Below are 24,863 nucleotides of genomic sequence, written 5' to 3' on the forward strand. Positions count from 1 at the left end.
CCTAACATCTAACCACCCCTTACACAGAAGGAATGATTAGTTCAATTTCAATAGTTAATGTGTCGTTATTGTTCTCATAAGTGAATACTGCAAACGTATCTTCTGCAATAACATCTGTAGAAGTACCAGTTTTGTAAATCTTGAATCGGTCTACTTTCTTACCAGTTAGTGAACCGTCTGTATTGTCTGCTAAGACCTTATATTTAACCTTTCCGCCTTCAACAGTGATATCAACATTTGTATATCGTTTAACTTCTGCTGTAGCGTTAGCGATTGCAACCGCTTTATAGGTATTCTTCATGTACTCTCGTAAATCACCGTATGCATAACTTGTAATTTCAGCCATTAAAAACACTCCATTTCATTTTTATATTGGTGGTATGTATATATTTTGTATTACGTTTATATGTATTAGAAAAAGGAGCCAGTGTGACAAGCACTAGCCCCTTAAGAGGAACCTATAATATGACAACCAATCATATCCTAAAGACACACTTACAACCACGAAAGTATGCCTTATCGGTCTCACAACCGACCGTACTAGAAAACTAGGAGAAATAAACTAGTACGAGGAGAAATTATTATGAAAATAAAAACAATCAGACATTACTATCAGTGTATAACTAGGGGTTTATTGGCACATAAACATATACACTGAATTGCACATCCGATTAATAATCGGGTTCCCTTATTGCAGATTTACACCCCTTAGAGCCACAAGGGATGCGAGCATTTTAAAAAAAGTACCGTCTCAACCCTTGGTATGACTGAGGTCTGTAGAATCCGAAAGCGTAACAATTTGAATAGGTAGCCAGTGGGAAACTAAAACATGGCAAGCAATAACAACACACTGTAACTCTTCCTATAGCCGAAGATAGGAACCCAGTAGTATCAACGGTTCATCAACACTATTGCGACAATTTCGAGTCAAAAACTACCATTCAAATATTTGAGTGGGTATCAAAAAAATACCTTCTACTATATAAGGCGTTGGGAAGCCAAAAAGTTGACCTGTTTTGACAACTTATTTTTAACCATCTACTACCATAGGGAGCAACCTTTATATAATGTATGGCTTTCTTACCACAATTTTTAAACATAAAAATTTAGACACAAATAAAGGAGGTAGCGTTATGCTACCCCCTTCTATATTTCTATGTTATTCAATGGATTGTATTTCTCGTTTTGTTCCTGTAAAGCCATTCCCCACATTGAGGTATACTTTTCGGTCATGCTGATATTAGTATGACGCAAAATGCGTTGCAAACTAAATGGGTCGCCTCCCGCAAGAAGATAACGCTGTGCAAATGTATGTCTAAATGTGTGCGCTGATAATCTCACGTCTTTAAATCCTAGCGCACTTTGTAAACCCTTGAAGATACCTTTACATGCTTCATATGACAATTGAACTCCAGACCTGTCTACGAATATATACTCTATATTAGAATTAAAATATTTCTCTTGGTACTTCTTCCAATCCATTAATTCTTCATACACTTTTTTAGACAATAGCACTGTTTCACTCTTTCGACCTTTCCCAAATACTGTGATATAACTATTAGTTACATCAGACCACCGAAGTCCCTGCATCTCTCCCAAGCGTATACCTGTCCCTAGCAAGAGTTTGATGGCACAGGTATTCCTCACACTTGTAAATTCGTGGTCTTTACGTTTTATACGTCTCAAGTATCGGAGCATCATACGAATATGGAAATCATTAAAAACTTCTATACGTTCATCTGTCTGTTGTTTCTTTAGTTTGAGGCATGGATTGTGTTCTATAAATTCATTTTCCATAAGATGATTAAAGAATGCTCTTAGATGTTTAATTTTGTTATTGATTGTATTTGAACCATTACCTAGTTCATTTTTACAATATGATAAATATAATCGTAGTGTATTCGTAGAGACCTCTTCTATATCTTGAATGTTATTCTCCCTCAACCATTCTAACCATCCCTTAAAGAAACTTCTGTAATTGGTGATAGTGTGTTTACTAACATTCATCAATTCTCTTTCATCCATAAAATCTTGTACAGCAAATTTAACTAATGTCATAGCGATTCCTCCTAAAGTGGAATCTACTACTACATATTCCTTAGAGTGCTTCAAACCCTTGATATATCTGACTTACACAATCAGTAACTTAGGTGATTCCTCGTAGGGTTATGGTGTGTACTCATAATAAGCAGGTATCCTGACTCATGATCATCGCTACTTTTCTCCTTCCCGTCGTTAAACAGTGGTCTATGAAAAGTCGCTCACATTTACAGTTGCGGGACAGTGTCGGATTTGCACCGACTTCCCTTTTAAGTAAATTGCACGCAATTTACACCTATTAATCCACGCTATTCAGTTGTCAAAGGAATCTAGTATTCCTATTAGATTATTAAAATACTCCACATTCCTGTTGAATTATTAAAATTAATTGTAAAGGTGTGTGGATTGAAAGTCAATTAATGTTAGTTTAAAAGTAAATTTTTCTTTTTTCTTCATATTTTTGCAAATAAAAAAAGAGGGAGATTATCCCCTCTATAGTCAGTATGTTTCCATTCTCCGAACACCAGCCATATTACCTTGACCACGTTTATATGATTTAGACGGTATAATTGCTGAAATTCTCATATTAACATCACCTTTTAATAATTCTTGATATACGTCTTTAAATGTATCTCTACTGAAATATAAATACCACGAATCTGAATATCCTCCGTCAATAGGTGTTAATTCTCCGCAAAAGAAATCCTTTTCATTAGTGTATCCGTAATTATAATAACTACATAACTTAGCAGTTCCATTTAAGTAGAAATCTTTATCTAAATTATTTGCTAAATCATATTGAACTTCTTTACCTGTTAAGTCAAGCAAATACCTATCAATAAATTTCTCATCTTCACTTGGTTCGACATATTCAGTAGCATACTGCTTGCCAGGATCAACATCTATTATTTTTTCTTGATAGTGTATACCTATTTTTAACATATTTATTTTTAAACATTTTTCTAACGCATCCTAAGATAAATACCGCAATCCCTTTTGAAAACTATACATATTATAGATTATAGATTATAGAAAGGAGGGATATTGTATGGAATACTGCGGAGAATTTCGCGAAGAGCGTCGCGAACGAAACCCATTCGCTTTTGTCGTTGTTCTGTTCATTCTTCTAATTATTGTCGGCGCTACTTTCATGAATAGAGGTTATTAATACCCTATATCTCCTAAAATGCTCATAACTATTGTAAGGTAATACTAATTTAACCTTACACCTCCAAATCTTTACTAAGGGTCACTATCCTCCGGGTGATCCTTTTAAATTCTCCTCTTTCAATTTCATACTCAACCGCCTAAGGCATAATAAAAAGCCACACCTTGTTAGATGTGACCTTTATGTATTTATAATTATATGCGAATATATACCTTACCATCTAAATCTACAGTCACTGATGTAATATTTAACGATTTTCCGTCTACAAATATATTCCTTGTTTGAATGATTTATTGAATTGTTTCATATTGTAATTAATATTCTTTACTATTATAGACTAATATATGTTCCATCTAGTCACCTCCCATATACCAATAATTGTAATACATTACACTTAACTAATCAGTAATAGGATTTTGCTATGCATACCACTTATTCGCCTTCATTCCCTGTACGGATAATGCTCCTGCAATAACTAGATTATCGTGATTTTTTTCTGTATTTCCTCGCTTATTACCTAACTTTCCATGTGTCTCTTCAAACATTTGCATCTGCTGTAAAGTCTGAATAACATAATATATTCCAGTTCTTATTAGTTTTTAACTCGGATTGTAGATACTCTTTTATTATTTCGTTATCCTCTTTCTCATTTTCACAGGTGTTAGGTGCTCCCACTCTTTATATAGTTGCTTTTTCGAAAGTATCTTCCAAGGATTAAACATCGTTTGTCCATGCTTATTAAAATATAGTTCTTCACCAATATGATAAGCTGCATGTTGAATAATACCATTTTCATCCTTCCAAATCACAATGTCGCCTTGTTGTATCCCTTCACCTAGGACCTCTTCATAGTTATACTGACTTAATTTTTCAAGAAATGTTTTTTGATATATCCATTCATAAATAAACCACTTTTGTTTCCCTTTTGAAATTGCAAACAAAACCGCTGCTAAACAATTTGCACCTTGACGATGCCCAAAAGTATTAGCAAATTGCTGTAGAAAACTAGGTAATGATTTTGGAGGTTCCTCACATTCTCCCTTATCCCACCATTCATAAACCATTGTTGTAAGTAACTGTTCTTTAAATGATTCGTCAAGACCTTCCCACATTGAACGCTGTATGATAACGTGCCCATTCTGTACATAACTCGAAGGTACTTTTTCTATCTCCTTTATAAATTTAACGGGGAGTACAAGCCCTCTTTCACATTGCACTTGAAAACTTAAAATCAATTGTTGGTCCTCTTTCGATTTGCTCTCAATCCATTCTTTTTCAGCAATAATTACATATTGTGCGTTCTTTATATTCCAGTATTCATAACTATTAACATAATTTAAATGCTGATATGTGCTGTGAGTATAAAACTCATCTATGGGCATTAACAATACATCTGTAAAGTCAATTTCATTAAGATGTTCTTCTGATAGAAAAAATAAATCTCTTTCAGGGACATAACTTTTCATCCATGACAGTAAGACTTTTTTTGTCGGTTTAATTATCATTATGTATTTCCCCCAACTTGAATTTTTTGGTTATTGTTTGAATAACTCTACTTGAACTTCTTCTATAACATGCCAAGGCCATTCAGAATCACTGGCTTTTGGGTCACTCACTTTCAACGCAAAAAAAGAACGACCAACAAACGAATTGAAACGTTGTTGATCGAGTTTATTAAAAGAATGAAACGTTTTTTATACTTTATGAATTTACAGGTGCGGGACAGTGTCGGATTTGCACCGACTTCCCTTTTCAGTAAATTGCACGCAATTTACACCTATTACTCTACGCTATTCAGTTGTCAAGAAACTGGAAAATACTAGATTTCTTTCCGTTAATAGTAAAGTACAGTATTTTTAAAGTCAATTGAGGCAATTAGATATTTTAAAACTACTCACTCAACTTCGGTGATTTTCGTAGTTTAGTTGCTTGTTCGAATGAAAATGCAAGTTTTATTAGAACATCTTCACTAAATGCAGTTCCTGCGAATGTTATGCCAAACGGTCTCCCAGTTTTCATATACCCTGCTGGGACGGCAATAGACGGATAACCAGCTTTTGCACTAATTGTCGAACCTATATATGATGGAAAGATAATCGCATCCAATTCATATTTTTTTAATGTATAATCGATTCCTTGTTCTTGAGAAAAATACAAATCCTCTAGTTTTGCATTTAAATAGTCAGAGTCTCTTAATGTGTTCGATAGTTTCTCTCTCAATTCCAATTTATCCTGACCATATTTTAACGACTTTCCTTTTGAACGTTTATTAAATTGAATTAACTCAGAGATAGAATGCACAGGCATGTGGGAAGGTAGATTTACAAGGAAATTATTTAAACTATGCTTTAATTCGTATTGTGGTACTCCCCATTTCCAGTCTCTATGAAAAGAAGGGATTTCGATGCCTTCAATAATATCGGCTCCTTGATCTCTTAAAACCTGAATTGCATTATTAAAAAGTGTTTCATCATATTCCTCTGAGTCATAATAAGCTTTTGAGGCATTATTATAAACACCAATTCTAGCGCCATTTAATCCTGTGGCCTCTAAAAAAGGGGTGTAATCCTTATATAACCTTCTTTCACTTTTATATGTAGCGACGTCGTCTTGATCTACTCCTGTTAACACGCCCAATAAAATAGCTGCATCTGTTACTGTTCTAGCCATTGGCCCTGCTGTGTCTTGAGAGTATGTAAACGGAATAATGCCCTGTCGACTAATGAGCCCAACAGTCGGTTTTATGCCAACTACTGAATTTGTAATAGCTGGACTTAAAATCGAGGCGTCTGTCTCAGTTCCAATTGATAAAACTGAAAAGTTCGATGCAACTGCTACCGCTGACCCTGAGCTAGATCCTCCCACATAAAGTTCTGGATCGCCATAAGGATTTAGTGTTTGGCCACCTCGAGAACTATAACCCGCCCACATCGTACTCGACATAGCGTTTGCTAATTCAGTCATATTTGCTTTCCCTAAAATAACAGCCCCTGCTTCACGAAGCTTTTTTACTAGAAATGCATCCTGCTTAGCTAAATAATTTTCCAATGCTATTACGCCTGCACTAGTGTGCATAAAATCTTTCGTTTCGATATTATCTTTTAAAACTACCGGAATTCCGTGTAAAGGCCCTCTAGCCCCTTTTGTTAGTCTTTCCTCATCTAATGCTTCAGCAATAAATATCGCTTCAGGATTAATTTCAAGCATAGAATTAATTTTCTGTCCGCCTTGATCATACTTAGCAATTCTGTGCAAATAATACATAGTTAATTCTTTTGATGTTATATCACCTTGTACCATAGCTGTTTGAATATCGATTACTGACAATTCTTCTTTAAGAAAACTATTAAAATTTATACCCATTTTCAAATCCCCCTCTTTCAATATTATACCAAAAAGGGAAACTTGTGCTTAAATTGTTTTTTTAACTATTGAAATTTCAAAGTTCATTCCCTCAGGCTCGTTACTTCATATATTTTCTGCCCCAATATTTGTAAATGTGTTATAGTTTAAATAAATAACTAATTATTCTGTTATTTAATTCGTTTTTGTGAGGTGAAGATATTGAAAAAATATATATTTGCAGGAGCTTTACTGGGAATTTTCTTTTTAACAGGGTGTGTAAATGAAAAAACAGAAAATGTAAAATCATCCAAACCATCGACCGATGAACAAACAGTAGAAAAAGAAAAAATCGTAGCTCCAACTCCTTTAAATTTAACGCAGGAACAAAAAGAAAAGTATTACGAGGAATATATTTCTCTTGTAGAGAAAGTGAACGAAGAATATCATGAAAACTTTGAAATAGAACCTATATCAAATTTTACTGATGAATACTGGGTTGAGGTTACTGATTTTAAAAAGATGTTAAAAGAAAGGGTAGATGCTTCATTTATCGTGTTAAAAAATAATGATGCGTTTGCTCCAACTTCAGTACCGAAAACAGTGGAAATACATACAGTTTCAAAGGTAGCGATTATTAGTTTTGAAGGCTCTTTTGATACACAGTTAAATTCAAATACAACTGAAAGTAGGCAGTTGTTTTCAGCTATGAACTCTCTATCTTCGAAAATTGAAAATGGTAGTGGTAACTGGATCCAAAAAGGATACAAATATACAATTGACGATGATGGTCGCTCTTATATCATTACTGTTGGTGGAAAATACTCTGAAAGTGGTGTTTCTTCTTCTCATTTAATTGATGTAGAATTTTATTGCAATAAGAATGGTGGTATTTTATGACCGACAATATTTAAGAAAAGAGCTTGCCTACGAGGTGATTGAAAATTGATTAATATCGAATTTGGAACATTTATACTTTTTCTAATTACGCTTGTTTTAGTAATTAGTATTTTTGGATTTGCCATTAGAAAGCTGTTAGGTGTTGAAAGAAAGAAATGGTTTTCTTATAATCACATTAACGAAAGACATAAAAAACTAGATTGGTCTGTACGAATAATATTTATGAGTTTATTTTTAATTAGTTCGTATTATATGATTGGCAACGATACACTTGGAATTCCTTGGTATTTCGAAACATGGTTTATCTTAATTGTCTTTTTTATAACATCTGAAATACTACGAGCATTTATGGAATGGAAATACGCTGAAAATAAAAGAGATTTTGTTGCTACTATCGCAGAAATGGTGTTAATGATTAGCATAGGATTTTTGACGATAACAACCGATTTTTTTGGCTTATTTAATATTTAATTTCGAAGCTATTTAAACCGATTAATTAATACACTTGATATAAAATAAAAAAGGCTATTTCGCAGAAAATCTATTCCTGTAAAATAGCCTTTTTAAATGAATACTATATTTCTTGCAATTATTGTCCACTAAATCTCTGTGTCAGCTTTTGTAAATTTTCAGCTTGTACACATAAATCTTGTGATACTACCATGTTGACCGCTTGCATGGAGGCACTTTGCTCATCTACTGACTGCAGAATGACCTCTGTATAATTAGACAAACTGTCCATTCCACTTGCGATTGTCGATACTAAGTTTGTAACCTCATTCGCGCTACTTGAAAGCTCTTCTGCTGTTGCGGAAATATCCTCAAGTTGGTTCGTCATTTTGCTAACATGCTGAGAAATCGTACCGAATGACTTTGTAGCCTCATCAATAACATAGACGCCCTGTTGAACGTTTTTAAAGTCCTCTTCGACAGAGGTAGCTACTTGTTTTGTATCACTTTCAATGCCAACTACCAGCTCGACAATTTGAATAGCCGAATGCTTAGATTGCTCTGCCAATTTTCGAACTTCCTCTGCGACTACGGCAAAGCCTTTTCCATGCTCTCCAGCACGCGCCGCTTCAATCGCTGCATTTAATGCAAGCAAATTCGTTTGATCTGTAATAGCCGTAATCATGTCTGTCATAGATTTGATATCTGTCATTTTTCCAGATAATTGCTGCATTAATTCACTTGTTTTTTCAGTAGAAGTTGAAATGAATTCCATCTGATTTTTAGCCACGTGTAAAATTTCTGCACCGTTGCCTGCAATGCCATTTGCTTCTTTTGCATGATCAAATACATCTTGCGTTGCCACGGTAATACGTTCAATGCCATCAGCAGTTTCCTGCATAGCAATAGCACTTTCATTTGCAGATTGTGCTGCTTTCTTAAGGCCATCAGTCGTATTCTCCATTTGTGAATCAACTTCGTTCACTGCATCTGTAATTTCATTTGTACTTGCTGATAGCTCCTCTATGCTCGCAGATAAATCTGAAGAACTACTTGCAATATTTTGTGTCATCGTATGTAATTGTTCCTTCATCTTTAAAAACGCTTTAGCTAAGTCTGATATCTCATCATTGGAATTAATTTCAATCGGAGCAGTACTTAAATTTCCACCAGCAATTGCTTGTGCAGATTCTGATAATTGTTTAATAGGCTTAATAATTTTAAATTTTACATAGAAAATACACGATAATGTCATCGTAATTCCTATTACTGTTAATAAAGTGGATAGCCATTTTAATGAAGTTAAATTTGCTAGGTCTACAATTAATATAACACCCATGAGAACATTTAAAGTAGAAAAGCAAATTATACTTTTTTTCCGTAAGCTCATACTAAATTCCTCCAACTATAATATTATTCCAACGTAGTTATTATAGTTTAATTCTCCTGAAATTCATAGAAAAAAGTCCAACTTTTGTAAGAGGAATGATATATAAAAGAGAAAGTACTTTCGTAGTATCCAAAATACATGGAGATGTGCTCTAAAAGTAAAAGCACTTTGCTTTAGACAAAGTGCTTTCATCATAAATTATTTTAATTTCATAATACTTGATCCGGCAATACCAGGATGTGTCATCTCATATGGATCTAGAATTAAATCTAATTGTTCTTTTGTTAGGACGCCTTCTTCAATGCAAAGCTCACGAATTGAACGACCAGATAAAATTGCTTCACGCGCAATTCGTGCAGCTACCTCATAGCCAATATGCGGGTTCACTGCTGTTAACACACCAACGCTTTTTTCCACATATTCTTTCATGCGATCTTCGTTTGCTTCAATATCCTTCAAGCAATTTTGTGTAAATGCTCGGAACACGTTATTCATAATGCTAATCGATTGAATTAAATTAAAGACAAGCACAGGCTCCATAACGTTTAATTCTAATTGTCCTGCTTCAGATGCTAAAGAAATCGTATGGTCATTACCAATTACTTGGAATGCCACTTGATTAAGAACCTCTGGCATAACAGGATTTACTTTCCCTGGCATAATAGAAGATCCAGGTTGACGAGCTGGTAAAATGATTTCCCCTAATCCAGCACGTGGTCCAGATGCCATTAAGCGAAGGTCATTAGCGATTTTCGACATATTAATCATACAGATTTTTAGTGCGCCTGATACTTCTGTATAAGCATCCGTATTTTGTGTTGCATCCACAAGGTGTGTAGCGCCTTTAAGCGGCAATCCTGAAATTTCAGCAAGATGAACATCAACTGATTGAATATAGTCAGGGAATGCATTTAATCCTGTACCAACAGCTGTTGCTCCCATATTTACATCATATAAATTTGGGCGAGTTTGGCGAATGCGCGCAATATCACGAGTGATCACACGGCAATATGCTTCGAATTCTTGCCCTAATCGAATCGGTACAGCGTCTTGTAAATGCGTACGACCCATTTTAATAACATGCGCAAATTGCTCTGCTTTTTGGTGGAACACTGCTTGCATGTTTTCCATTGTAAGAAGTAATTCATCTATCAAATTCAACACAGCGATATGAATAGCTGTTGGGAAAGCATCGTTTGTTGATTGTGACATATTAACATGGCTGTTTGGGCTAATTGTTTTGTAGTCCCCTTTTTCTTTGCCCAAAATCTCTAAGGCACGGTTAGCAATAACCTCGTTGGCATTCATATTAATAGATGTGCCAGCACCGCCTTGGATTGGGTCAACGATAAATTCAGCATCCCACTCGCCGTCAATAACTTCTTGTGCAGCCTCGACAATTGCATCTCCGATTTCTGTTGAAAGTAGGTGTACCTCCATATTACTCATAGCAGCTGCTTTTTTTACAATACCCATTGCTTTAATAAGAGCAGAGTGAATTGTATATCCTGTAATCGGGAAGTTTTCAGTTGCACGAAGCGTTTGAATCCCGTAATAAGCATTGCTTGGTAATGCACGTTCACCTAAAAAGTCTTTTTCTATACGTTGTGTGGACATAATTGTCGTCTCCTTTTATGTAATCCTCACACTTGATAGTAGCTAATTAATGCAGTATTGTAAACAGTCATTTTTCTGTAAAATGAAAAATCCCATGAAAAGATATTATTATTCCCTAAAAACCGAGCGCTACTTTGAAACTATTAAGACATATAAGATTACACACTTTTTACTTTGGTTAGCAGTTTTTCTCGTTTTTAAACAATTATGCCTCAGCATAATTGCGTACGGATTCGGCTTTTGGCTTGCTCAAAGAACTATTTTTCGATTCATAACAAGTCGGTTCATAATTATTAATCTTCACCAATCAGGCTATTCCAATGCAAGATAAATATTCCCATTCGTTCATTTAGCACAATAAAAAAGCTGAACTAATTGTTTGTGTTAGTTCAGCTAAATATAAACTATTTTAATGTGTACTATTCCAGGAACACTGGTGTTAATTCTTTTATTTATTAGAAGAAACTGTAAAACGACTGTTAACATGCTTTGGATTTTCAATTTCATCTAATACCGCAACGGCATAATCTGCATAGCTAACATAACTTTCACCAGCAGCATTTACTAATAAATGATCTTCTCCAGCAGTATAGCTACCTGTACGTGGACCTTCTGGATCAAAGAAAGCAGATGGGCTTAAAAATGTCCACGTAATAGTTGATCGTTGTAAGTCATGTAGATTTTCACCTTGGTTTTTAGCTGTCGCATAAAACATTTCAGGAAAATCTGGTGTATCCATTACGCGTACAGTTTTCTCTGGGTCTACAAACAGACTACCCGCACCACCGACAACAAATAATTTTGTATCAATATCAGTGAAAATATCGATTAAATGACGGCCAGCTTTCACATGTAATTCCTCCTGACCAAAAGGAGCCCCAAATGCATTTACGACTACGTCAAAGCCTTTCACATCTTCTTGAGCTAATTCAAATACAGCCTTTTCAATTACTGGAATATTTGCTGTTATTTTCGAGGCTGAACGCACAATCGCAGTTACATCATGGCCACGTTGTAGTGCCTCCTCTACAATTTTTTGTCCCGCTTTCCCTGTTGCACCAATTACCGCAATTTTCATATTTATAATTCCTCCTATTTTCCATTTGTAACTACTTTAGTTACAGGTTAGATACAAAAGACCGACTTCGTTGTTGTTAACGAAGTTGATCTAGCACATCCTGCAAAGTTTGTGCTTGTAGTTGTTCTTCCATTGCATCCCAAACAGATGTATAAACACCTTCCAATGTCCGTTGGATTTTTCGACCAACCGCACATGCTGGATTTGGCTCATCATGAATCGCAAAAAGCTGCTCTGGCCCATCAATCGCATGATAAATGGCTAATAGCGTTAAATCTTTTGGCTCCACTAATAGATCATACCCTGCAATTCCTGGTCGTGACGTAAGCAAGCCCGCTTTTTTAAGTACCCCAATCATTCGTCGCACGACAACTGGATTTGTATTCACACTACCTGCGATGAAATCAGACGTCAGCTGGCTTTTATCAGATGTTGTTGCAATGAGCGAAAGTATATGGATCGCTACCGAATATCGACTGTTCACCATATGTATCACCACCTGTTGTAACTATTATAGTTACAGGTTTAAATAAAAACAAGCAAATTGCTCTATTTGCACCTGTATTTATTTTATTCCGTTATCAAAGTATTATACGATAATTATAATTTCTTTACGTAAATAACTAATTCTTGTCGTAGTTCCCCATCTTCCTCATAAAAGTCTAAGTTATGAAATTCATACTTAAAATGGCCAACTGGAAACGTCACACTTTCTCCTTGTGCCGCAGCCAATATGCCTGCCACATCATGTGACACCATTTGCAAAAGCTCTGTACCCAAAACCGAATCTACAAAAATCACGTTCATAATAAAACACCTCCTCAGCTATTATAGCTCAGAAGGCGCTTACATTTATAGTCTTTCTTTATAACGTTTCAGACGAATATCCTCAACGACTTGCATCATTTTATGTATTTGCTCCTGTGTTAATTTTGTAGAGATGTGCGCTAGCTCATGTTGATGAATAAATTCCTCTTGTTGTTGAGGAGTACTGGTCAGCAATTTCGTCCTTAAACGTTGCTCACACCCTCTTCCGTCTATTTGAAAAATCAACGATCTCCTCACATCATTCACCTCTAAATTTTTATTAGGACTTCCATATTAAAACTTATATCGGAAAAATTTTCATGTATTTAAATATCCTTCATATAAAGCGCTAGGGGATTTAGCTCTAAATAAATCAAGCTCTCTCTTTTGGCGGTAGTATCCAGCTATTTGATCGGTTCTATTCGTCGGTTCGGCCTTTTATCCGTCGCTTGATTGGTTCTTTCCGTCGGTTCGCGTCCGCTATCCGTCGCTTGGACTATTCTTTCCGTCACTTTGGCCATTCTTTCCGTCGCTCTGATCTCTTTTCGTCACTTTGACGGTTCTTTCCGTCGCTCTGATCTCTTTTCGTCACTTTGACGGTTCTTTCCGTCGCTTCGACCCTTCTTTCCGTCGCTCTGCCGGTTCTATCCGTCGCTTCGACCCTTCTATCCGTCGCTCTGTATTCTTTCCGTCACTTTGGCCATTCTATCCACGATTTTGCCGGTTCTATCCACGACTTCGGCTCTTCTATCCACGATTCTGCCGGTTCTATCCACAAATTCGACTCTTCTATCCGTCGCTCTGTATTCTTTCCGTCACTTCGACTCTTCTATCCGTCGTTCTGACTGTTCTTTCCGTCACTTTTGCCTCCGCTTTCCGTCGCTCTGATCTCTTTTCGTCACTTTGCCTCTGCTTTCCGTCGCTTTGACGATTCTTTCCGTCGCTTCGACCCTTCTATCCGTCGCTCTGCCGGTTCTTTCCGTCACTTCGACTCTTCTATCCGTCGCTCTGACTGTTCTTTCCGTCACTTTGGCCATTCTTTCCGTCGCTCTGATCTCTTTCCGTCACTTTGACGGTTCTATCCACGAATTCGGCTCTTCTATCCACGATTCTACCGGTTCTATCCACGAATTCGGCTCTTCTATCCATCACATTGGCCTTTTATCTGTCGCTCTGTATTCTTTCCGTCACTTCGACTCTTCTATCCGTCGCTCTGTATTCTTTCCGTCACTTCGACTCTTCTATCCGTCGTTCTGACTGTTCTTTCCGTCACTTTTGCCTCCGCTTTCCGTCGCTCTGATCTCTTTTCGTCACTTTGCCTCTGCTTTCCGTCGCTTTGACGATTCTTTCCGTCGCTTCGACCCTTCTATCCGTCGCTCTGCCGGTTCTTTCCGTCACTTCGACTCTTCTATCCGTCGCTCTGACTGTTCTTTCCGTCACTTTGGCCATTCTATCCACGATTTTGCCGGTTCTATCCACGAATTCGGTTCTTCTATCCACGATTCTGCCAGTTCTATCCACGAATTCGACTCTTCTATCCGTCGCTCTGTATTCTTTCCGTCGCTTTGCGTCCGCTATCCGTCGCTTCGCGTCCGCTATCCGTCGCTTGGACTGTTCTTTCCGTCACTTTGGCCATTCTTTCCGTCGCTTCGACCCTTCTATCCGTCGCTCTGATATCTTTCAGTCACTTTGCCTCGATATCCGTCGCTTGAACTGTTCTTTCCGTCATTTTGGCCATTCTTTCCGTCACTTTGGCCATTCTATCCGTCGCTCTGTATTCTTTTCGTCACTTTGCCTCCGCTTTCCGTCACTTTGGCCATTCTTTCCGTCGCTTCGACCCTTCTATCCGTCGCTCTGTATTCTTTCCGTCACTTCGACTCTTCTATCCGTCGCTCTGACTGTTCTTTCCGTCACTTTGGCCATTCTTTCCGTCGCTCTGATCTCTTTCCGTCACTTTGACGGTTCTATCCACGATTCTGCCGGTTCTATCCACGAATTCGGCTCTTCTATCCATCACATTGGCCTTTTATCTGTCGCTCTGATATCTTTTCGTCACTTTCCTTCTGCTATCCGTCGCTCTGATCTCTTTCCGTCACTTTGCCTCCGCTATCCGTCACTTTGCCTCTGCTTTCCGTCGCTTTGGCCATTCTATCCGTCGCTCTGATCTCTTTCCATCACTTTGCCTCCGCTATCCGTCACTTTGGCCATTCTATCCGTCGCTCTGAAATCTTCCCTCGCATTGCCTCAAATTTCCATCGCTCTGACTTCTATCCCTCGCTCCGCCAGTTCTTTCCGTCGTCCCAACTCTTCTACTCGACGCTTCGCAGTTAGTTCGCTTTAAAAAAACAGCAACCAAAACGGCTGCTGCTTCAGTTTAAACGGCAATTGGAGCTTTAATTGTTGGGTGTGGATCATAGCCCTCAATCGAAAGATCTTCGAGTTCTATGTCAAAGATTGACGTTTTATTTGGATTAATTTTTAAGGTTGGTAGGTCCTTAGGCTCGCGTGAAAGCTGTTCTTTTACTTGCTCCACGTGATTTAAATATATATGAGCATCCCCAATGCTGTGAATAAATTCGCCAACTTCTAAACCACATTCATGTGCAATTAAATGTGTCAGTAATGCATATGAGGCAATATTAAATGGACAGCCTAATAATGTATCTAGGCTTCTTTGCATTAGCTGACAGCTTAATTTTCCATTTGCGACATAAAATTGGAACATCACGTGACAAGGAGGTAATGCAGCTTTACTGCCTTTTGCTCCTGCATTGATAACATCCTCTGGATTCCATGCATTGACAATAATGCGTCGTGAATCTGGATTGTGTTTAATTTGATCGATTACATCTTGCAATTGATCGATGCTTTCCCCTGTTGATGTTGTCCAATTACGCCATTGCTTGCCATAAACATTACCTAGCTCGCCGTATTTACGTGCAAATTCATCGTCTGTTAAAATACGCTCACAAAATGAAGCTAACTCTTTTTTGTAGTCAGCATTGAAAGACTCGTCCACTAAGCAACGACGGCCAAAGTCTGTCATATCAGGACCTGAATATTCATCAGACTCGACCCATTTTTTAAAAGCCCATTCATCCCATATATGATTATTATTTTGCAGTAAATAACGAATATTTGTGTCCCCTTTAATGAACCAAAGTAGCTCACTTGCTACAAGTTTAAATGGTACACGTTTAGTCGTTAAAAGAGGAAAGCCCTTGCTTAAATCAAATCGCATTTGATAGCCAAATACACTATATGTACCCGTACCTGTACGATCTTCTCTTTTCACGCCATTCTCTAGTATATGTTGTAGTAAATTTAAGTACGCGATTTCTGGATGCGCCATGTTAATCAACAGCTCCTTCAAGTATGCTGTTGACCATTATAACATCTAGGACGTCCAAAAATAAAAACAATATTTACATTTCTGAGCCAAAAAAATTGTTTTCTAGCTCTTTTGAGATTTCACTCTCAATTGTGAAAAAAAACGTTGGTAACAAAATAATATTAAATAAAATAGGAACGATAATCAGTAAAAGATCCATCCCTGGGGAAAAATAGACACTAAAAGCAGTCAGTAACCCTGATATGACTAAAAATAAAATTTGGACACCGATAATCATTAACGGAATGATTTGGTACATATAGTTAAGCTTTCGGAACTGATGCATGTTTTCTGGATCTTCTATAATTCTCTTTTTTAAGCGCCTTGATAAAACTATACAGGCGATAAGCTGTGCAATAATAAAGCTTAAATAAATAACACTATGTAAAACCATTTGCCCTTTCATAACCGTGCCATTAAAATGTCCTACCCGCTGCTGTAGTAGCTTGTTAACCGCTCCCTCATAAACATATTCCTGCTTACTAAAATATGTGGGCGGTTCCACAAAGCCGAGCGTTGCCCAATCCTTTGAGTTGGTTTCCCAGTCGATTAATTTGCTTGCCAAAATACGCAGTTGAATAGCATCATTTTCACCAAACATTCCTACTAAAAAAGTATATGGTATCGCTACCTTCATTTGCCCATTTTGCTTTTCATTAATTAAATCTTTAATGGGAAAAGTATACGTAACATCTGTCTGGTGAGCTTCATAACGAGCGTCCCCGATCTTCCAATGACTTTCTAAGGAAGATTCAATATTATTCTTCATTTCAGGATACGGCGTATCATTATGTAAATGCTTAGGAATCTTATAGACAAAACGATTGTCACCCCCAATAATGCAAATATCAACTTTCACCGCATCATTCTCAAAGTTCTTAGCGATTATTGTACTCGGGTACGACATTATGACGACTAGAAAAAAAAGGATTAGTGGCAATCCTTTCTTTTTCACGCAACGATCCCCCTTTTCGACACATATGCTAGATTTACACTATCATAGGCAATACCGAAAAAACCACTTCGTTTTTCCGAAAAAGCAATAGTGGTTTTCCGAAACACCTTATTTCGGTATTCCAAAATTACTAAAAATTATGGATAATAAATAGGTAATTAAGATTGAAATGGGGCAATATTATCATGCAAATATTTGAGAGAAAACGATGAGTAAATGGACATATAGTATTTTCATAACCTACCTACTCCTCGGTATTTATGTGCTTGTAGTGGCAATGCGAATCCCTTTAATTGGTATTTTAGTGGACACAACTAGTCAAAAACCGGTCATAACTGAGTTCTATTACTCAATATGGGCCGAGCAAAATAACATTGAAAAAGGCGATCTTTTACTGACAATCGATGGCAAGCCTGCAGAAAATGTTCGTTCTATCCAACTCAATTCTTTCGTTAGAGGTGCTAAAGAACTGACGTTTATGAAACCTAATGGTGATGTTCATACTGTTAAAGTTAAGCATAAAGATATTCCGGAAGAATTTTATTTACAAATTATTTTTCCGCTGTTTTATTTTGTCCTATCCTTTGTAGTTGCCATCTATTTATGGCAAAGAAATAAAGATAATCAACTAACTAGTTTACTAACATTATTTTTATTAACTTGTTCTTTGACTTATATAAGTTGTGGAGCCTCAAGTAGAGGAAATTTAATTGGAGAAGCAGTAATAGGTATTGGTATCGTTTTATGCATGTTACTTTTTATTCACTTTTTACAATTTTATTTCCGATACCTCCATCTAAAATGGTCGTACCTCAATACCAAATGGCTTTATTTATTACTACTACTTATACCTTGCTGTAATTTCATAATGAGAGTTAAGTCTGATTTTAGGGTAATAACAGCATTAATTTATTTAGGCATATTTGCTGTACTTGTTCTCTATGCCATCTATATTTTACTAATGAGTTATTTACGAACTAAACTGGCAAAAATCCGTCTGATCTCCATTGCATTTATTACGCCTTTTTTGCCGTTTTTACTATGTTTCGTTATACCCGTAATTTTAGGTCAGAACCCTATTTTTCATGGTGAGGTAGCTGCATTATTTTTATTGTTTATTCCTTTTTCTTTTATTTTCATTCAAGTGAACGAACGATTATTCGATATTGAATATCAATTATCTCGTTTGCGCTATTATTCAACACTTGCTTTTTTTAGTGCATTAATCTTAACTACAGGTATTACCATATTATTTATTGATACATTATCGATTATTCAAATTACGAGCGTCTTTATACTTATATTCCTCGTTATTATTGCTAGCTTTTATATAAAAGAGCAGCTTGATTTTAAGTATCGAAAAATTATTTTTTCATCTTCTGGCAATTATGTACATAATTTATATGCTGCCGTTAATCGAATGGGTAAAGCAAAAGATCAGCAAGAATTGCTGGATCAATTTAAATATGAGATAACAGAAAAGCTTGGTACTACAGCTTTTACGATTACAACTATAACGGAAGATACGCCATTCACTCGCGGTGAAGTCAACTTTGGGAATAACATGACTCACCTGTTATTACATGATACAGGTGAAGAGAAAATCATGTTAAACATTCAACATGCATTACAAAAAGAAGAGCTTCTTTGGTTAGAGTTACTTGCCCTCTATGTTTCAATGTTTATTGATAATTTAAAGCTCATAGAAGATTTAGTATGTGAAATAAGGCTTATGAAGGATCACAATGATACACAGCTTCCTTGGCTCGATAAATTATTATGGAATATCATTGAAAAGGAAAAAAGTATTTTAGCGCAGGAATTACATGACACTATATTACAGGAACAACTTCATTTAGCGAGAGAGTTAGATGTACTTGCTAGCTCACCTAATATAAAAAAAGATAAGGTATTAGATATTCGAGAGCAATTGCTAAATGCATCGAAGGATTTACGTGAGTATTGTGAAAATCTAAGCCCCCCATTGCTTGACACATTTGGGCTTCAAATCGCCTTAAAAAAACTGATTCAAAAGGTGAAAATACGTGCCGACTTTTTATTAAACGCCCAAATAGAACGCGTCCAATTTCAGGATGCAACCTTACATTTAGTCGTCTATCGCCTTGTGCAGGAGCTTTTAAATAATGCCATTAAGCATGCCGAGGCCACTGAAGTTTCGCTAAAACTACAAGTGATCGATTGCGGTTTTATCCTACAATACGAAGATAATGGTATTGGCTGCGATATTGAAGATTTAATGCAATCTTCAGCTTCAATGGGTATTAACGGTATTCGAGAACGAGTCCGTGCTTTTAATGGAGACATCACGATAACCTCCAATCATAATGAAGGAATGCAAATATTTATTCAAATACAAGAGGACGTGGAATCATATGATTAATATTCTTATTGTAGATGACCATCCTGTCGTTTTAGATGGTACAAAAACATTATTACAGGATTTAATAAATGTTCATATCGACACAGAGCAGGATAGTGCCGCTGTTCTGTCTAGAATGGATGCTCAAGCTTTTCAATTATTTTTAATCGATATAAATATGAAGCCAATCAATGGCATCCAGCTTTCAGAAATGATTAAGAAAAAGCAACCAGAAGCACTGATTTTACTCTACACTGGCTATGAGCTTTCCGATTATTACGAATTACTTATTGAAAAAAAGGTCGATGGACTATTATCAAAGCTTGCCACGAAACAGCAAGTTATTCAAACCATTGAAGCCGCACTAAGAGGTGAGATCTTGCTAGCAGCTGATTTTTTAGATTTTGTACAGCAGCGCATCAATTTACCAAATATGCAGCAAGAGATTTTACTAAGTGACAAGGAACAAGAAATATTACAGCTTGTCGCACAAGGTTGTACGAATAAAGCAATTGCTTCAGCCATTGGGGTCACACAGCGCACTGTAGAAAATTATTTATCCAAACTTTTTGTCAAACTAAAGGTAGAATCTCGTGCAGAGGCTGTAATCGTCGCAAAAGAGAAGGCATGGATCAACTAATTATCGTTAAATTACGTTAATGTAAATTTTATATTACTAAAATCGGAATATACTGGATAAATGTCTGGAACTGTTATATAATCAAAACAATAATTACATTACTTCATCTTAACCGCTAAAATCACGTATTCAAAAGTAATACGAGCTTTTGAATATGTGATTTTTTTGCAAGTTATCGAAGCAATATGATTGTTTAATTTTTTTGGGAGGTTGTTCACATGACACAAGGTACAGTAAAATGGTTTAACGCAGAAAAAGGTTTTGGTTTTATCGAGGTAGAAGGTGGAAATGATGTATTTGTACATTTCTCTGCTATTCAATCAGATGGCTTTAAAACTTTAGAAGAAGGCCAAAAAGTTGAGTTCGGCGTAGAAGAAGGTAATCGCGGACCTCAGGCTACTAATGTTGTAAAGCTTTAATTTATAGCTTTAGCATGTAGAGTGCAAAATTCAAGAGACATCCAATTATGGATGTCTCTTTTTTAGTTAACTATATTCAACTTAGCCCCTATGCGTAAGAATGTAACCCTGCAATGACTAAATTTACAAATACTTGATTAAACACGATAATGCCAAATCCAATAATCGCTAACCAAGCTGTCTTTTCCCCTTCCCAGCCTTTAGAAAGTCGGAAATGAAGGAAAGCGGCATAAAATAAAAATGTGATAAGTGCCCACACTTCCTTAGGATCCCAACCCCAATACCTACTCCAAGCAATCTGAGCCCAAATCATGGCAAACAAAAGCCCACCTAAAGCAAACAATGGGAAACCTATAACAACTGCTCGATATGTAATTTCATCCATTAATGCTGGTTGTACACGGTTTGTTAATGGCTTTAATAAAACAATTAATCGTCTTCTCGTAATAAGTACAATCACCCCATATAAAATTGTTCCAACGATAAATGACCATACAATAGAATTCAATTTCTTCGCATCTAACTTATTAGTAATCTGCAAAGCGCCAACCTGATCCCCACTAGTTGTAACTGCATCTTTATTGACAATCAGCGGTGTCATCGTATAAACGGCAGTTTCTTTCTTCTCTAGCTTATTTTCAAATTGAACCTCGATTTTATCTCCTGCTAAATTAAAATAAGTGCCCACCCCGATAAAGCCAATCACGACAATTAAACAATACATAACAAATTCCAAGGCAACTGTACTCATCGAAAATTTAGAAACATCTAATGTTCTTAATAAATAAATAATACCCGTTGCGAACGAAATCGATAAAATAGCACTTGAAAATGCAACTGTCATCACATGAATCGTTAACCAATTGCTTTGCAGTGATGGAACAAGTGGTGAAACCATTTTTGTAAAAACGCTTCCATAACCGAGAATAATTAATGACACAGGGATGGTAAACAAACCTACCACAATTTGCTTATATAAGAAATGAATGATCAAATAGCTACCAGTAAGCATGATGCCAAAGAACGTCATAAACTCATACATATTACTTACAGGTGCATGATCAACAGCAATCCACCTTAATATGAAATACACTAGCTGTAAAGCAAAAGCAATATATGTAAGTAGAAGCCCCACTTTTCCAAACATCTTTCCTTTTGATTTCACGGCAAGCCCAATCGGTATAATGGCGATCAGTAGTAAAATAAATGCCAAGAACAATGAATTACTACTTAAACTTAATAATGATTCTTTACTCAATGTAACATCCTCCAATGTATTTTTTGGGAAACCGCATAATTACTCCCAATAAAAATAACGTCATTCATTAAAATAAGTGCCATCATTTACCTCTAGATAATTTTATTTTTTTGAATTGTTACAATTTTATGGCGTAAAAACGTCCTCATGTCAAAAAACCATCTATACAATTTATATAGATGGGGATTTACAAAAGTTGGCATGCCTCTATCTACATATTACTAAAAATTGAAATAAAAGTCTATTTCTTTTAAGGTGGCTATGTGACAATAAATATGCGCAAATGTTACATAACGTTATGTAAGACAAGTGGAGGTTTACTATGAAACAAAATATTTATGACCATGCGGAATTTTTCCGTCAATATAAAAAGTTACGTCAAGCACCATACAACTTCAATAATTTACTTGAACAGCCAGCGTTAAAATCCTTACTTCCTAATTTAACTAATTTACAAATGCTTGATATCGGCTGTGGAATGGGAGAATTCGCGTACTATTGTATAGAGAACAATGCACAACATGTAACGGCTATTGATGTTTCAAAAAATATGCTGGCAATTGCTCAACATGAACATGCCCATCCGAATATAGACTATTATTTGCAAGCAATAGAAGATTATCATGCAGAACCTAATAGCTTTGACTGTATAACAAGCTCCCTTTCCTTGCATTATATAAAGGATTTTAGTGCAGTGGTTGGTAAAATTGCGAGCATGCTTCGCCCGGGTAGCGTTTTTGTTTTTTCTGTAGAGCATCCGATTGTTACAGCCCGTAAAACAATGGAGGATAATTGGCTTTATGATGACAGCGGGAATAGGAGCCATTACGCAATTGACAATTACCATGATGAGGGTCTGCGTGAGCAAACTTGGCTTGTAGATGGTGTTGTTAAGTATCATCGTAGCATCACTACAATCATCAATACATTAATCGAACATGACTTAACAATAGAAAAAATGCTAGAGCCTCTTCCTGATTCAGAAGCCAGTCAAAAACTGCCTTCCTTAGAAAAAGAGTATCGTCGCCCTTCCTTTTTATTAATACGCGCAAGAAAATAACCTTTCATAATTGCAAGTCTCGTAGCAGTACCCTACTGCCCGAGACTTGCTTTCTACTGCTTTAATTTCACATAAATAATTTCTGGATCGCCTTCGTCTAAGTTTTCAATATACCCACTTTTTATAAATCCCGCCGTTTCAAATACTTTATGCATACTAGTATTTGATTGGTTAGTAGAAGAAAAGATTTTTGGAGTGGTAGACTTCTCTACATAAAAATCTAATAATGCTGTGGCAATGCCCTTTCTTCTTTCAGATGGCTTAACAATAACTAATGAAATGAAGCTATTGTCAAAAAAGTCATTCGTAAAAATAAGAAAGCCAGCAATCGCTTTTCCACTTTGTTGAATGATACAACGCTTCTCGTTAATTGCAGTACGCAAATATTCCTTTCTCGAAAAATCTCCAATTACTTCTTGATCAATCCCACATATTTCATCGAAATGGTCCATACGCGCTTCCACCAATTCTGTTCACCTCATTCTTTTATAGCTAAATTAGTTGTACGAAGAAAAGATTTTCTAAAATACACCATTTCTAATCTAGTTTTTCTCCTTTAATTTTACCCATGTAATAACTCATCACTTTAATCTCACCTCTGAACCCTTTTGCCAGCCTTCCTTCATCGACAAAACCGCATTTTTTATAAAGTGACTGCGCGGCAGTATTCGGTTGATTTACCCCTAACACAAGCTCATTGATATTTGGAAAATGCTGCAAAACAAAGTCCGGCAAAATCTGTAATGCCGCTTTTGCATAACCTTTCCCTTGTTCATAAAAGTCTGTCGAAAAGGCGCGGATTAAAATTGCGTGTTCATTTGAGGAATATGGCTTGACACCATCATTTTCATGTAACACAAAGAAGGTTACGAGCTTGTCTTCATCTAATACAAGAATGGCATGACGATTTTTATCCTGCTTCACAAGTTCAATGCTCTCTTTCGGAGACATCGTATAGCGAAGCTGCTCCTCTGTGATTGTGTATCGTTCAATTAAGTGATCATCATTTTCTTCGTAAAATTTTAATCTCATCGAAGCTCTCCCTTTCATCTTTAGTCCTCGTAATCTACCTAGATTGGTCTTGGCCCAGTTGAATCTCTTAATAATATATTGAATAAATGACAAATATAATGTATTCTAACATGATTTAGAAATTTATTGTGGAGTAGGTGTAAATTTTGGAATTACTAAAGAGAGCACAAGAGCGAAAAGAAACTGCCTCGCTCATTCTAAAAGAATTGGCACTACTAGAAAAATGGAATACAATTGGTCAAGCTTATGTTGTCGGCGCTACAGCGTATGATTTACTAGTGGATCAAGATATCGATATCGAAACATTTTGTGTTCGCCCGAATGTAGCGGAAGCCATGTCGATATTAGCGGACTTAACTGGCAATCCGAAGGTTTTAGAATTAAAGTATCGTAATTATTTGGAAACGCCATTTAATGGTTACTATTTTAAAATACAATATGAGCATGCCCCATTAGAAATTTGGAATATTGATATGTGGCTGTTTTCCGAAACAGGAAAAGGTCCTCTATCAAGGGATTTAGTATCGTTAATGAACGACTCCTTAACAATAGAGAGTCGAAAGTATATTTTAAATATAAAAGAAGAACTGCTAAAGAAATCCATGGTACTTCCTTCGATTTATGTATATGAAGCAGTGTTAGATTACGATATTCGGCGCATAGACGATTTTCTAAATTGGATGGAGAAACAAAATGTAGATAGCCAAACCAATTGGCGTCCTTCAAGAAAGTTATAATTTATATAGTTTCATCACTAAAAGTTAGAGATGACATTTGTTAAAAAGTATTTCTTGTATATAAGTTGATTAAAGTGGAGACTGTGCGACTCCTTGGGGATCAGCGTCACAGATGTGACCGTGGAGCGAAGCGTCAGCGACCACCCTACGTTATTGTGATGAATTCATTTTTGTATGAATACTTTGAAGATTTATCGGA

At 36.3% G+C, this 24,863-nt stretch carries 29 protein-coding genes and 2 riboswitches; of the genes, 12 read left to right on the forward strand and 17 right to left on the reverse strand.

Translation table 11 applies throughout. The annotated features are described in order from the left end of the window. Window positions 1–19 precede the first annotated feature (19 nt). From ABH966_RS12630 to ABH966_RS12640, 3 genes are all read right to left on the reverse strand, one after another. Window positions 20–346 (reverse strand): hypothetical protein, encoded by a 327-nt coding sequence (locus ABH966_RS12630; protein WP_370078907.1) that lies wholly within the window; start codon window positions 344–346, stop codon window positions 20–22. A gap of 800 nt (window positions 347–1,146) precedes the next feature. Beyond that, complete coding sequence (locus tag ABH966_RS12635) at window positions 1,147–2,058, reverse strand: tyrosine-type recombinase/integrase (RefSeq protein WP_370078909.1); 912 nt, start codon at window positions 2,056–2,058, stop codon at window positions 1,147–1,149. 112 nt (window positions 2,059–2,170) lie between these two features. Next, window positions 2,171–2,354, reverse strand: a riboswitch (cobalamin riboswitch). 184 nt (window positions 2,355–2,538) lie between these two features. Next, a complete protein-coding gene (locus ABH966_RS12640) occupies window positions 2,539–2,982 on the reverse strand; it encodes a hypothetical protein (protein ID WP_370078911.1) in 444 nt (147 codons plus the stop codon). 106 nt (window positions 2,983–3,088) lie between these two features. Between ABH966_RS12640 and ABH966_RS12645 the strand changes: the two genes are divergently transcribed. Beyond that, entirely contained in the window at window positions 3,089–3,208 is a 120-nt protein-coding gene (locus ABH966_RS12645) for a YjcZ family sporulation protein (protein ID WP_370078913.1), read from the forward strand. A 419-nt stretch (window positions 3,209–3,627) separates the two neighbouring features. On the opposite strand, the gene ABH966_RS12650 is transcribed toward ABH966_RS12645, so the two are convergent. From ABH966_RS12650 to ABH966_RS12660, 3 genes are all read right to left on the reverse strand, one after another. Next, window positions 3,628–3,753: a hypothetical protein gene (locus ABH966_RS12650; protein ID WP_370078915.1), complete on the reverse strand. Its 126-nt coding sequence runs from the start codon at window positions 3,751–3,753 to the stop codon at window positions 3,628–3,630. Between the two features lie 81 nt (window positions 3,754–3,834). After that, on the reverse strand, window positions 3,835–4,713 hold the full coding sequence (locus ABH966_RS12655; RefSeq protein WP_370078916.1) for a hypothetical protein: 879 nt from the start codon (window positions 4,711–4,713) through the stop codon (window positions 3,835–3,837). A 76-nt stretch (window positions 4,714–4,789) separates the two neighbouring features. Continuing rightward, window positions 4,790–5,004: riboswitch (cobalamin riboswitch) on the reverse strand. A gap of 94 nt (window positions 5,005–5,098) precedes the next feature. Further along, window positions 5,099–6,571, reverse strand: coding sequence for an amidase family protein (locus ABH966_RS12660; protein ID WP_370078918.1), 1,473 nt, complete (start codon window positions 6,569–6,571; stop codon window positions 5,099–5,101). Between the two features lie 201 nt (window positions 6,572–6,772). Here ABH966_RS12660 and ABH966_RS12665 point away from each other — a divergent pair, with 201 nt between their 5' ends. After that, window positions 6,773–7,450 carry a hypothetical protein gene (locus tag ABH966_RS12665; RefSeq protein ID WP_370078920.1) on the forward strand — a complete coding sequence of 226 codons (678 nt, stop codon included), beginning with the start codon at window positions 6,773–6,775 and terminating at the stop codon, window positions 7,448–7,450. A 45-nt stretch (window positions 7,451–7,495) separates the two neighbouring features. After that, window positions 7,496–7,921, forward strand: coding sequence for a DUF4181 domain-containing protein (locus tag ABH966_RS12670; RefSeq protein WP_370078922.1), 426 nt, complete (start codon window positions 7,496–7,498; stop codon window positions 7,919–7,921). 118 nt (window positions 7,922–8,039) lie between these two features. Here the strand turns inward: ABH966_RS12670 and ABH966_RS12675 are convergent, their stop codons facing one another. The 6 genes from ABH966_RS12675 to ABH966_RS12700 all read right to left on the reverse strand — a co-directional run bounded on the left by ABH966_RS12675 (window position 8,040) and on the right by ABH966_RS12700 (window position 13,050). Beyond that, window positions 8,040–9,290, reverse strand: a complete 1,251-nt coding sequence (locus ABH966_RS12675; protein ID WP_370078924.1) for a methyl-accepting chemotaxis protein — start codon at window positions 9,288–9,290, stop codon at window positions 8,040–8,042. A 198-nt stretch (window positions 9,291–9,488) separates the two neighbouring features. Next, on the reverse strand, window positions 9,489–10,907 hold the full coding sequence (aspA, locus tag ABH966_RS12680; RefSeq protein WP_370078926.1) for an aspartate ammonia-lyase: 1,419 nt from the start codon (window positions 10,905–10,907) through the stop codon (window positions 9,489–9,491). A 448-nt stretch (window positions 10,908–11,355) separates the two neighbouring features. Beyond that, a complete protein-coding gene (locus ABH966_RS12685; protein ID WP_370078928.1) occupies window positions 11,356–11,985 on the reverse strand; it encodes an NAD(P)-dependent oxidoreductase in 630 nt (209 codons plus the stop codon). Between the two features lie 76 nt (window positions 11,986–12,061). Further along, a complete protein-coding gene (locus ABH966_RS12690) occupies window positions 12,062–12,472 on the reverse strand; it encodes an Rrf2 family transcriptional regulator (protein ID WP_370078930.1) in 411 nt (136 codons plus the stop codon). 113 nt (window positions 12,473–12,585) lie between these two features. Beyond that, on the reverse strand, window positions 12,586–12,792 hold the full coding sequence (locus ABH966_RS12695; protein ID WP_370078932.1) for a thymidylate synthase: 207 nt from the start codon (window positions 12,790–12,792) through the stop codon (window positions 12,586–12,588). 45 nt (window positions 12,793–12,837) lie between these two features. Then, the gene (locus ABH966_RS12700) at window positions 12,838–13,050 is read right to left on the reverse strand and encodes a hypothetical protein (RefSeq protein WP_370078934.1); all 213 of its coding nucleotides are present in this window, start codon (window positions 13,048–13,050) and stop codon (window positions 12,838–12,840) included. 295 nt (window positions 13,051–13,345) lie between these two features. On the opposite strand from ABH966_RS12700, the gene ABH966_RS12705 reads away from it, so the two are divergent. From ABH966_RS12705 to ABH966_RS12720, 4 genes are read left to right on the forward strand one after another with little or no spacing between them, the layout of a single operon-like run. Then, a complete protein-coding gene (locus ABH966_RS12705; RefSeq protein WP_370078936.1) occupies window positions 13,346–13,720 on the forward strand; it encodes a hypothetical protein in 375 nt (124 codons plus the stop codon). Next, a complete protein-coding gene (locus ABH966_RS12710) occupies window positions 13,717–14,049 on the forward strand; it encodes a hypothetical protein (RefSeq protein WP_370078938.1) in 333 nt (110 codons plus the stop codon). Before ABH966_RS12705 ends, ABH966_RS12710 begins: the two co-directional genes overlap by 4 nt. Before the next feature lie 18 nt (window positions 14,050–14,067). Then, window positions 14,068–14,466 (forward strand): hypothetical protein, encoded by a 399-nt coding sequence (locus ABH966_RS12715; RefSeq protein WP_370078940.1) that lies wholly within the window; start codon window positions 14,068–14,070, stop codon window positions 14,464–14,466. Further along, the gene (locus tag ABH966_RS12720) at window positions 14,399–14,956 is read left to right on the forward strand and encodes a hypothetical protein (protein ID WP_370078942.1); all 558 of its coding nucleotides are present in this window, start codon (window positions 14,399–14,401) and stop codon (window positions 14,954–14,956) included. Before ABH966_RS12715 ends, ABH966_RS12720 begins: the two co-directional genes overlap by 68 nt. A gap of 210 nt (window positions 14,957–15,166) precedes the next feature. Here the strand turns inward: ABH966_RS12720 and ABH966_RS12725 are convergent, their stop codons facing one another. Together ABH966_RS12725 and ABH966_RS12730 are read right to left on the reverse strand one after the other, a co-directional pair. Further along, on the reverse strand, window positions 15,167–16,144 hold the full coding sequence (locus tag ABH966_RS12725) for a thymidylate synthase (RefSeq protein ID WP_370078943.1): 978 nt from the start codon (window positions 16,142–16,144) through the stop codon (window positions 15,167–15,169). A gap of 73 nt (window positions 16,145–16,217) precedes the next feature. Continuing rightward, window positions 16,218–17,138, reverse strand: coding sequence for a hypothetical protein (locus ABH966_RS12730; protein WP_370078945.1), 921 nt, complete (start codon window positions 17,136–17,138; stop codon window positions 16,218–16,220). Window positions 17,139–17,346: 208 nt separating this feature from the next. Here ABH966_RS12730 and ABH966_RS12735 point away from each other — a divergent pair, with 208 nt between their 5' ends. The 3 genes from ABH966_RS12735 (at window position 17,347) to ABH966_RS12745 (ending at window position 20,577) form a co-directional block, all read left to right on the forward strand. Continuing rightward, the gene (locus ABH966_RS12735) at window positions 17,347–19,539 is read left to right on the forward strand and encodes an ATP-binding protein (protein WP_370078947.1); all 2,193 of its coding nucleotides are present in this window, start codon (window positions 17,347–17,349) and stop codon (window positions 19,537–19,539) included. Then, window positions 19,532–20,158, forward strand: a complete 627-nt coding sequence (locus tag ABH966_RS12740) for a response regulator (protein ID WP_370078949.1) — start codon at window positions 19,532–19,534, stop codon at window positions 20,156–20,158. The genes ABH966_RS12735 and ABH966_RS12740 overlap by 8 nt, the downstream gene beginning before the upstream one ends. Window positions 20,159–20,376: 218 nt before the next feature. Beyond that, the gene (locus ABH966_RS12745) at window positions 20,377–20,577 is read left to right on the forward strand and encodes a cold-shock protein (protein WP_053592785.1); all 201 of its coding nucleotides are present in this window, start codon (window positions 20,377–20,379) and stop codon (window positions 20,575–20,577) included. Between the two features lie 88 nt (window positions 20,578–20,665). On the opposite strand, the gene ccsB is transcribed toward ABH966_RS12745, so the two are convergent. Beyond that, window positions 20,666–21,835, reverse strand: a complete 1,170-nt coding sequence (gene ccsB, locus ABH966_RS12750; protein ID WP_370078951.1) for a c-type cytochrome biogenesis protein CcsB — start codon at window positions 21,833–21,835, stop codon at window positions 20,666–20,668. A 322-nt stretch (window positions 21,836–22,157) separates the two neighbouring features. Here ccsB and ABH966_RS12755 point away from each other — a divergent pair, with 322 nt between their 5' ends. After that, window positions 22,158–22,895, forward strand: coding sequence for a class I SAM-dependent methyltransferase (locus ABH966_RS12755; protein ID WP_370078953.1), 738 nt, complete (start codon window positions 22,158–22,160; stop codon window positions 22,893–22,895). A 53-nt stretch (window positions 22,896–22,948) separates the two neighbouring features. Here the strand turns inward: ABH966_RS12755 and ABH966_RS12760 are convergent, their stop codons facing one another. Then, complete coding sequence (locus tag ABH966_RS12760) at window positions 22,949–23,347, reverse strand: GNAT family N-acetyltransferase (RefSeq protein WP_370078955.1); 399 nt, start codon at window positions 23,345–23,347, stop codon at window positions 22,949–22,951. Between the two features lie 85 nt (window positions 23,348–23,432). Continuing rightward, on the reverse strand, window positions 23,433–23,927 hold the full coding sequence (locus ABH966_RS12765) for a GNAT family N-acetyltransferase (protein WP_370078957.1): 495 nt from the start codon (window positions 23,925–23,927) through the stop codon (window positions 23,433–23,435). Between the two features lie 146 nt (window positions 23,928–24,073). Here ABH966_RS12765 and ABH966_RS12770 point away from each other — a divergent pair, with 146 nt between their 5' ends. Next, complete coding sequence (locus ABH966_RS12770; RefSeq protein WP_370078959.1) at window positions 24,074–24,664, forward strand: hypothetical protein; 591 nt, start codon at window positions 24,074–24,076, stop codon at window positions 24,662–24,664. Window positions 24,665–24,863 lie beyond the last annotated feature (199 nt).

Origin of the sequence: Lysinibacillus sp. RC46 (assembly GCF_041262385.1) — a bacterium.
GTDB lineage: Bacteria > Bacillota > Bacilli > Bacillales_A > Planococcaceae > Lysinibacillus.

Bases quoted from the DNA above. Each gene is read 5' to 3' on its own strand.
- ABH966_RS12635 (WP_370078909.1), bottom strand. From the start codon at position 2,058: ATGACATTAGTTAAATTTGCTGTACAAGATTTTATGGATGAAAGAGAA.
- ABH966_RS12645 (WP_370078913.1), top strand. From the start codon at position 3,089: ATGGAATACTGCGGAGAATTTCGCGAAGAGCGTCGCGAACGAAACCCA.
- ABH966_RS12630 (WP_370078907.1), bottom strand. From the start codon at position 346: ATGGCTGAAATTACAAGTTATGCATACGGTGATTTACGAGAGTACATG.
- ABH966_RS12660 (WP_370078918.1), bottom strand. From the start codon at position 6,571: ATGGGTATAAATTTTAATAGTTTTCTTAAAGAAGAATTGTCAGTAATC.
- ABH966_RS12765 (WP_370078957.1), bottom strand. From the start codon at position 23,927: ATGAGATTAAAATTTTACGAAGAAAATGATGATCACTTAATTGAACGA.
- ABH966_RS12675 (WP_370078924.1), bottom strand. From the start codon at position 9,290: ATGAGCTTACGGAAAAAAAGTATAATTTGCTTTTCTACTTTAAATGTT.
- ABH966_RS12740 (WP_370078949.1), top strand. From the start codon at position 19,532: ATGATTAATATTCTTATTGTAGATGACCATCCTGTCGTTTTAGATGGT.
- ABH966_RS12640 (WP_370078911.1), bottom strand. From the start codon at position 2,982: ATGTTAAAAATAGGTATACACTATCAAGAAAAAATAATAGATGTTGAT.
- ABH966_RS12650 (WP_370078915.1), bottom strand. From the start codon at position 3,753: ATGTTTGAAGAGACACATGGAAAGTTAGGTAATAAGCGAGGAAATACA.
- ABH966_RS12695 (WP_370078932.1), bottom strand. From the start codon at position 12,792: ATGAACGTGATTTTTGTAGATTCGGTTTTGGGTACAGAGCTTTTGCAA.
- ABH966_RS12735 (WP_370078947.1), top strand. From the start codon at position 17,347: ATGAGTAAATGGACATATAGTATTTTCATAACCTACCTACTCCTCGGT.
- ABH966_RS12655 (WP_370078916.1), bottom strand. From the start codon at position 4,713: ATGATAATTAAACCGACAAAAAAAGTCTTACTGTCATGGATGAAAAGT.
- ABH966_RS12690 (WP_370078930.1), bottom strand. From the start codon at position 12,472: ATGGTGAACAGTCGATATTCGGTAGCGATCCATATACTTTCGCTCATT.
- ABH966_RS12685 (WP_370078928.1), bottom strand. From the start codon at position 11,985: ATGAAAATTGCGGTAATTGGTGCAACAGGGAAAGCGGGACAAAAAATT.
- ABH966_RS12760 (WP_370078955.1), bottom strand. From the start codon at position 23,347: ATGGACCATTTCGATGAAATATGTGGGATTGATCAAGAAGTAATTGGA.
- aspA (WP_370078926.1), bottom strand. From the start codon at position 10,907: ATGTCCACACAACGTATAGAAAAAGACTTTTTAGGTGAACGTGCATTA.
- ABH966_RS12745 (WP_053592785.1), top strand. From the start codon at position 20,377: ATGACACAAGGTACAGTAAAATGGTTTAACGCAGAAAAAGGTTTTGGT.
- ABH966_RS12755 (WP_370078953.1), top strand. From the start codon at position 22,158: ATGAAACAAAATATTTATGACCATGCGGAATTTTTCCGTCAATATAAA.
- ABH966_RS12725 (WP_370078943.1), bottom strand. From the start codon at position 16,144: ATGGCGCATCCAGAAATCGCGTACTTAAATTTACTACAACATATACTA.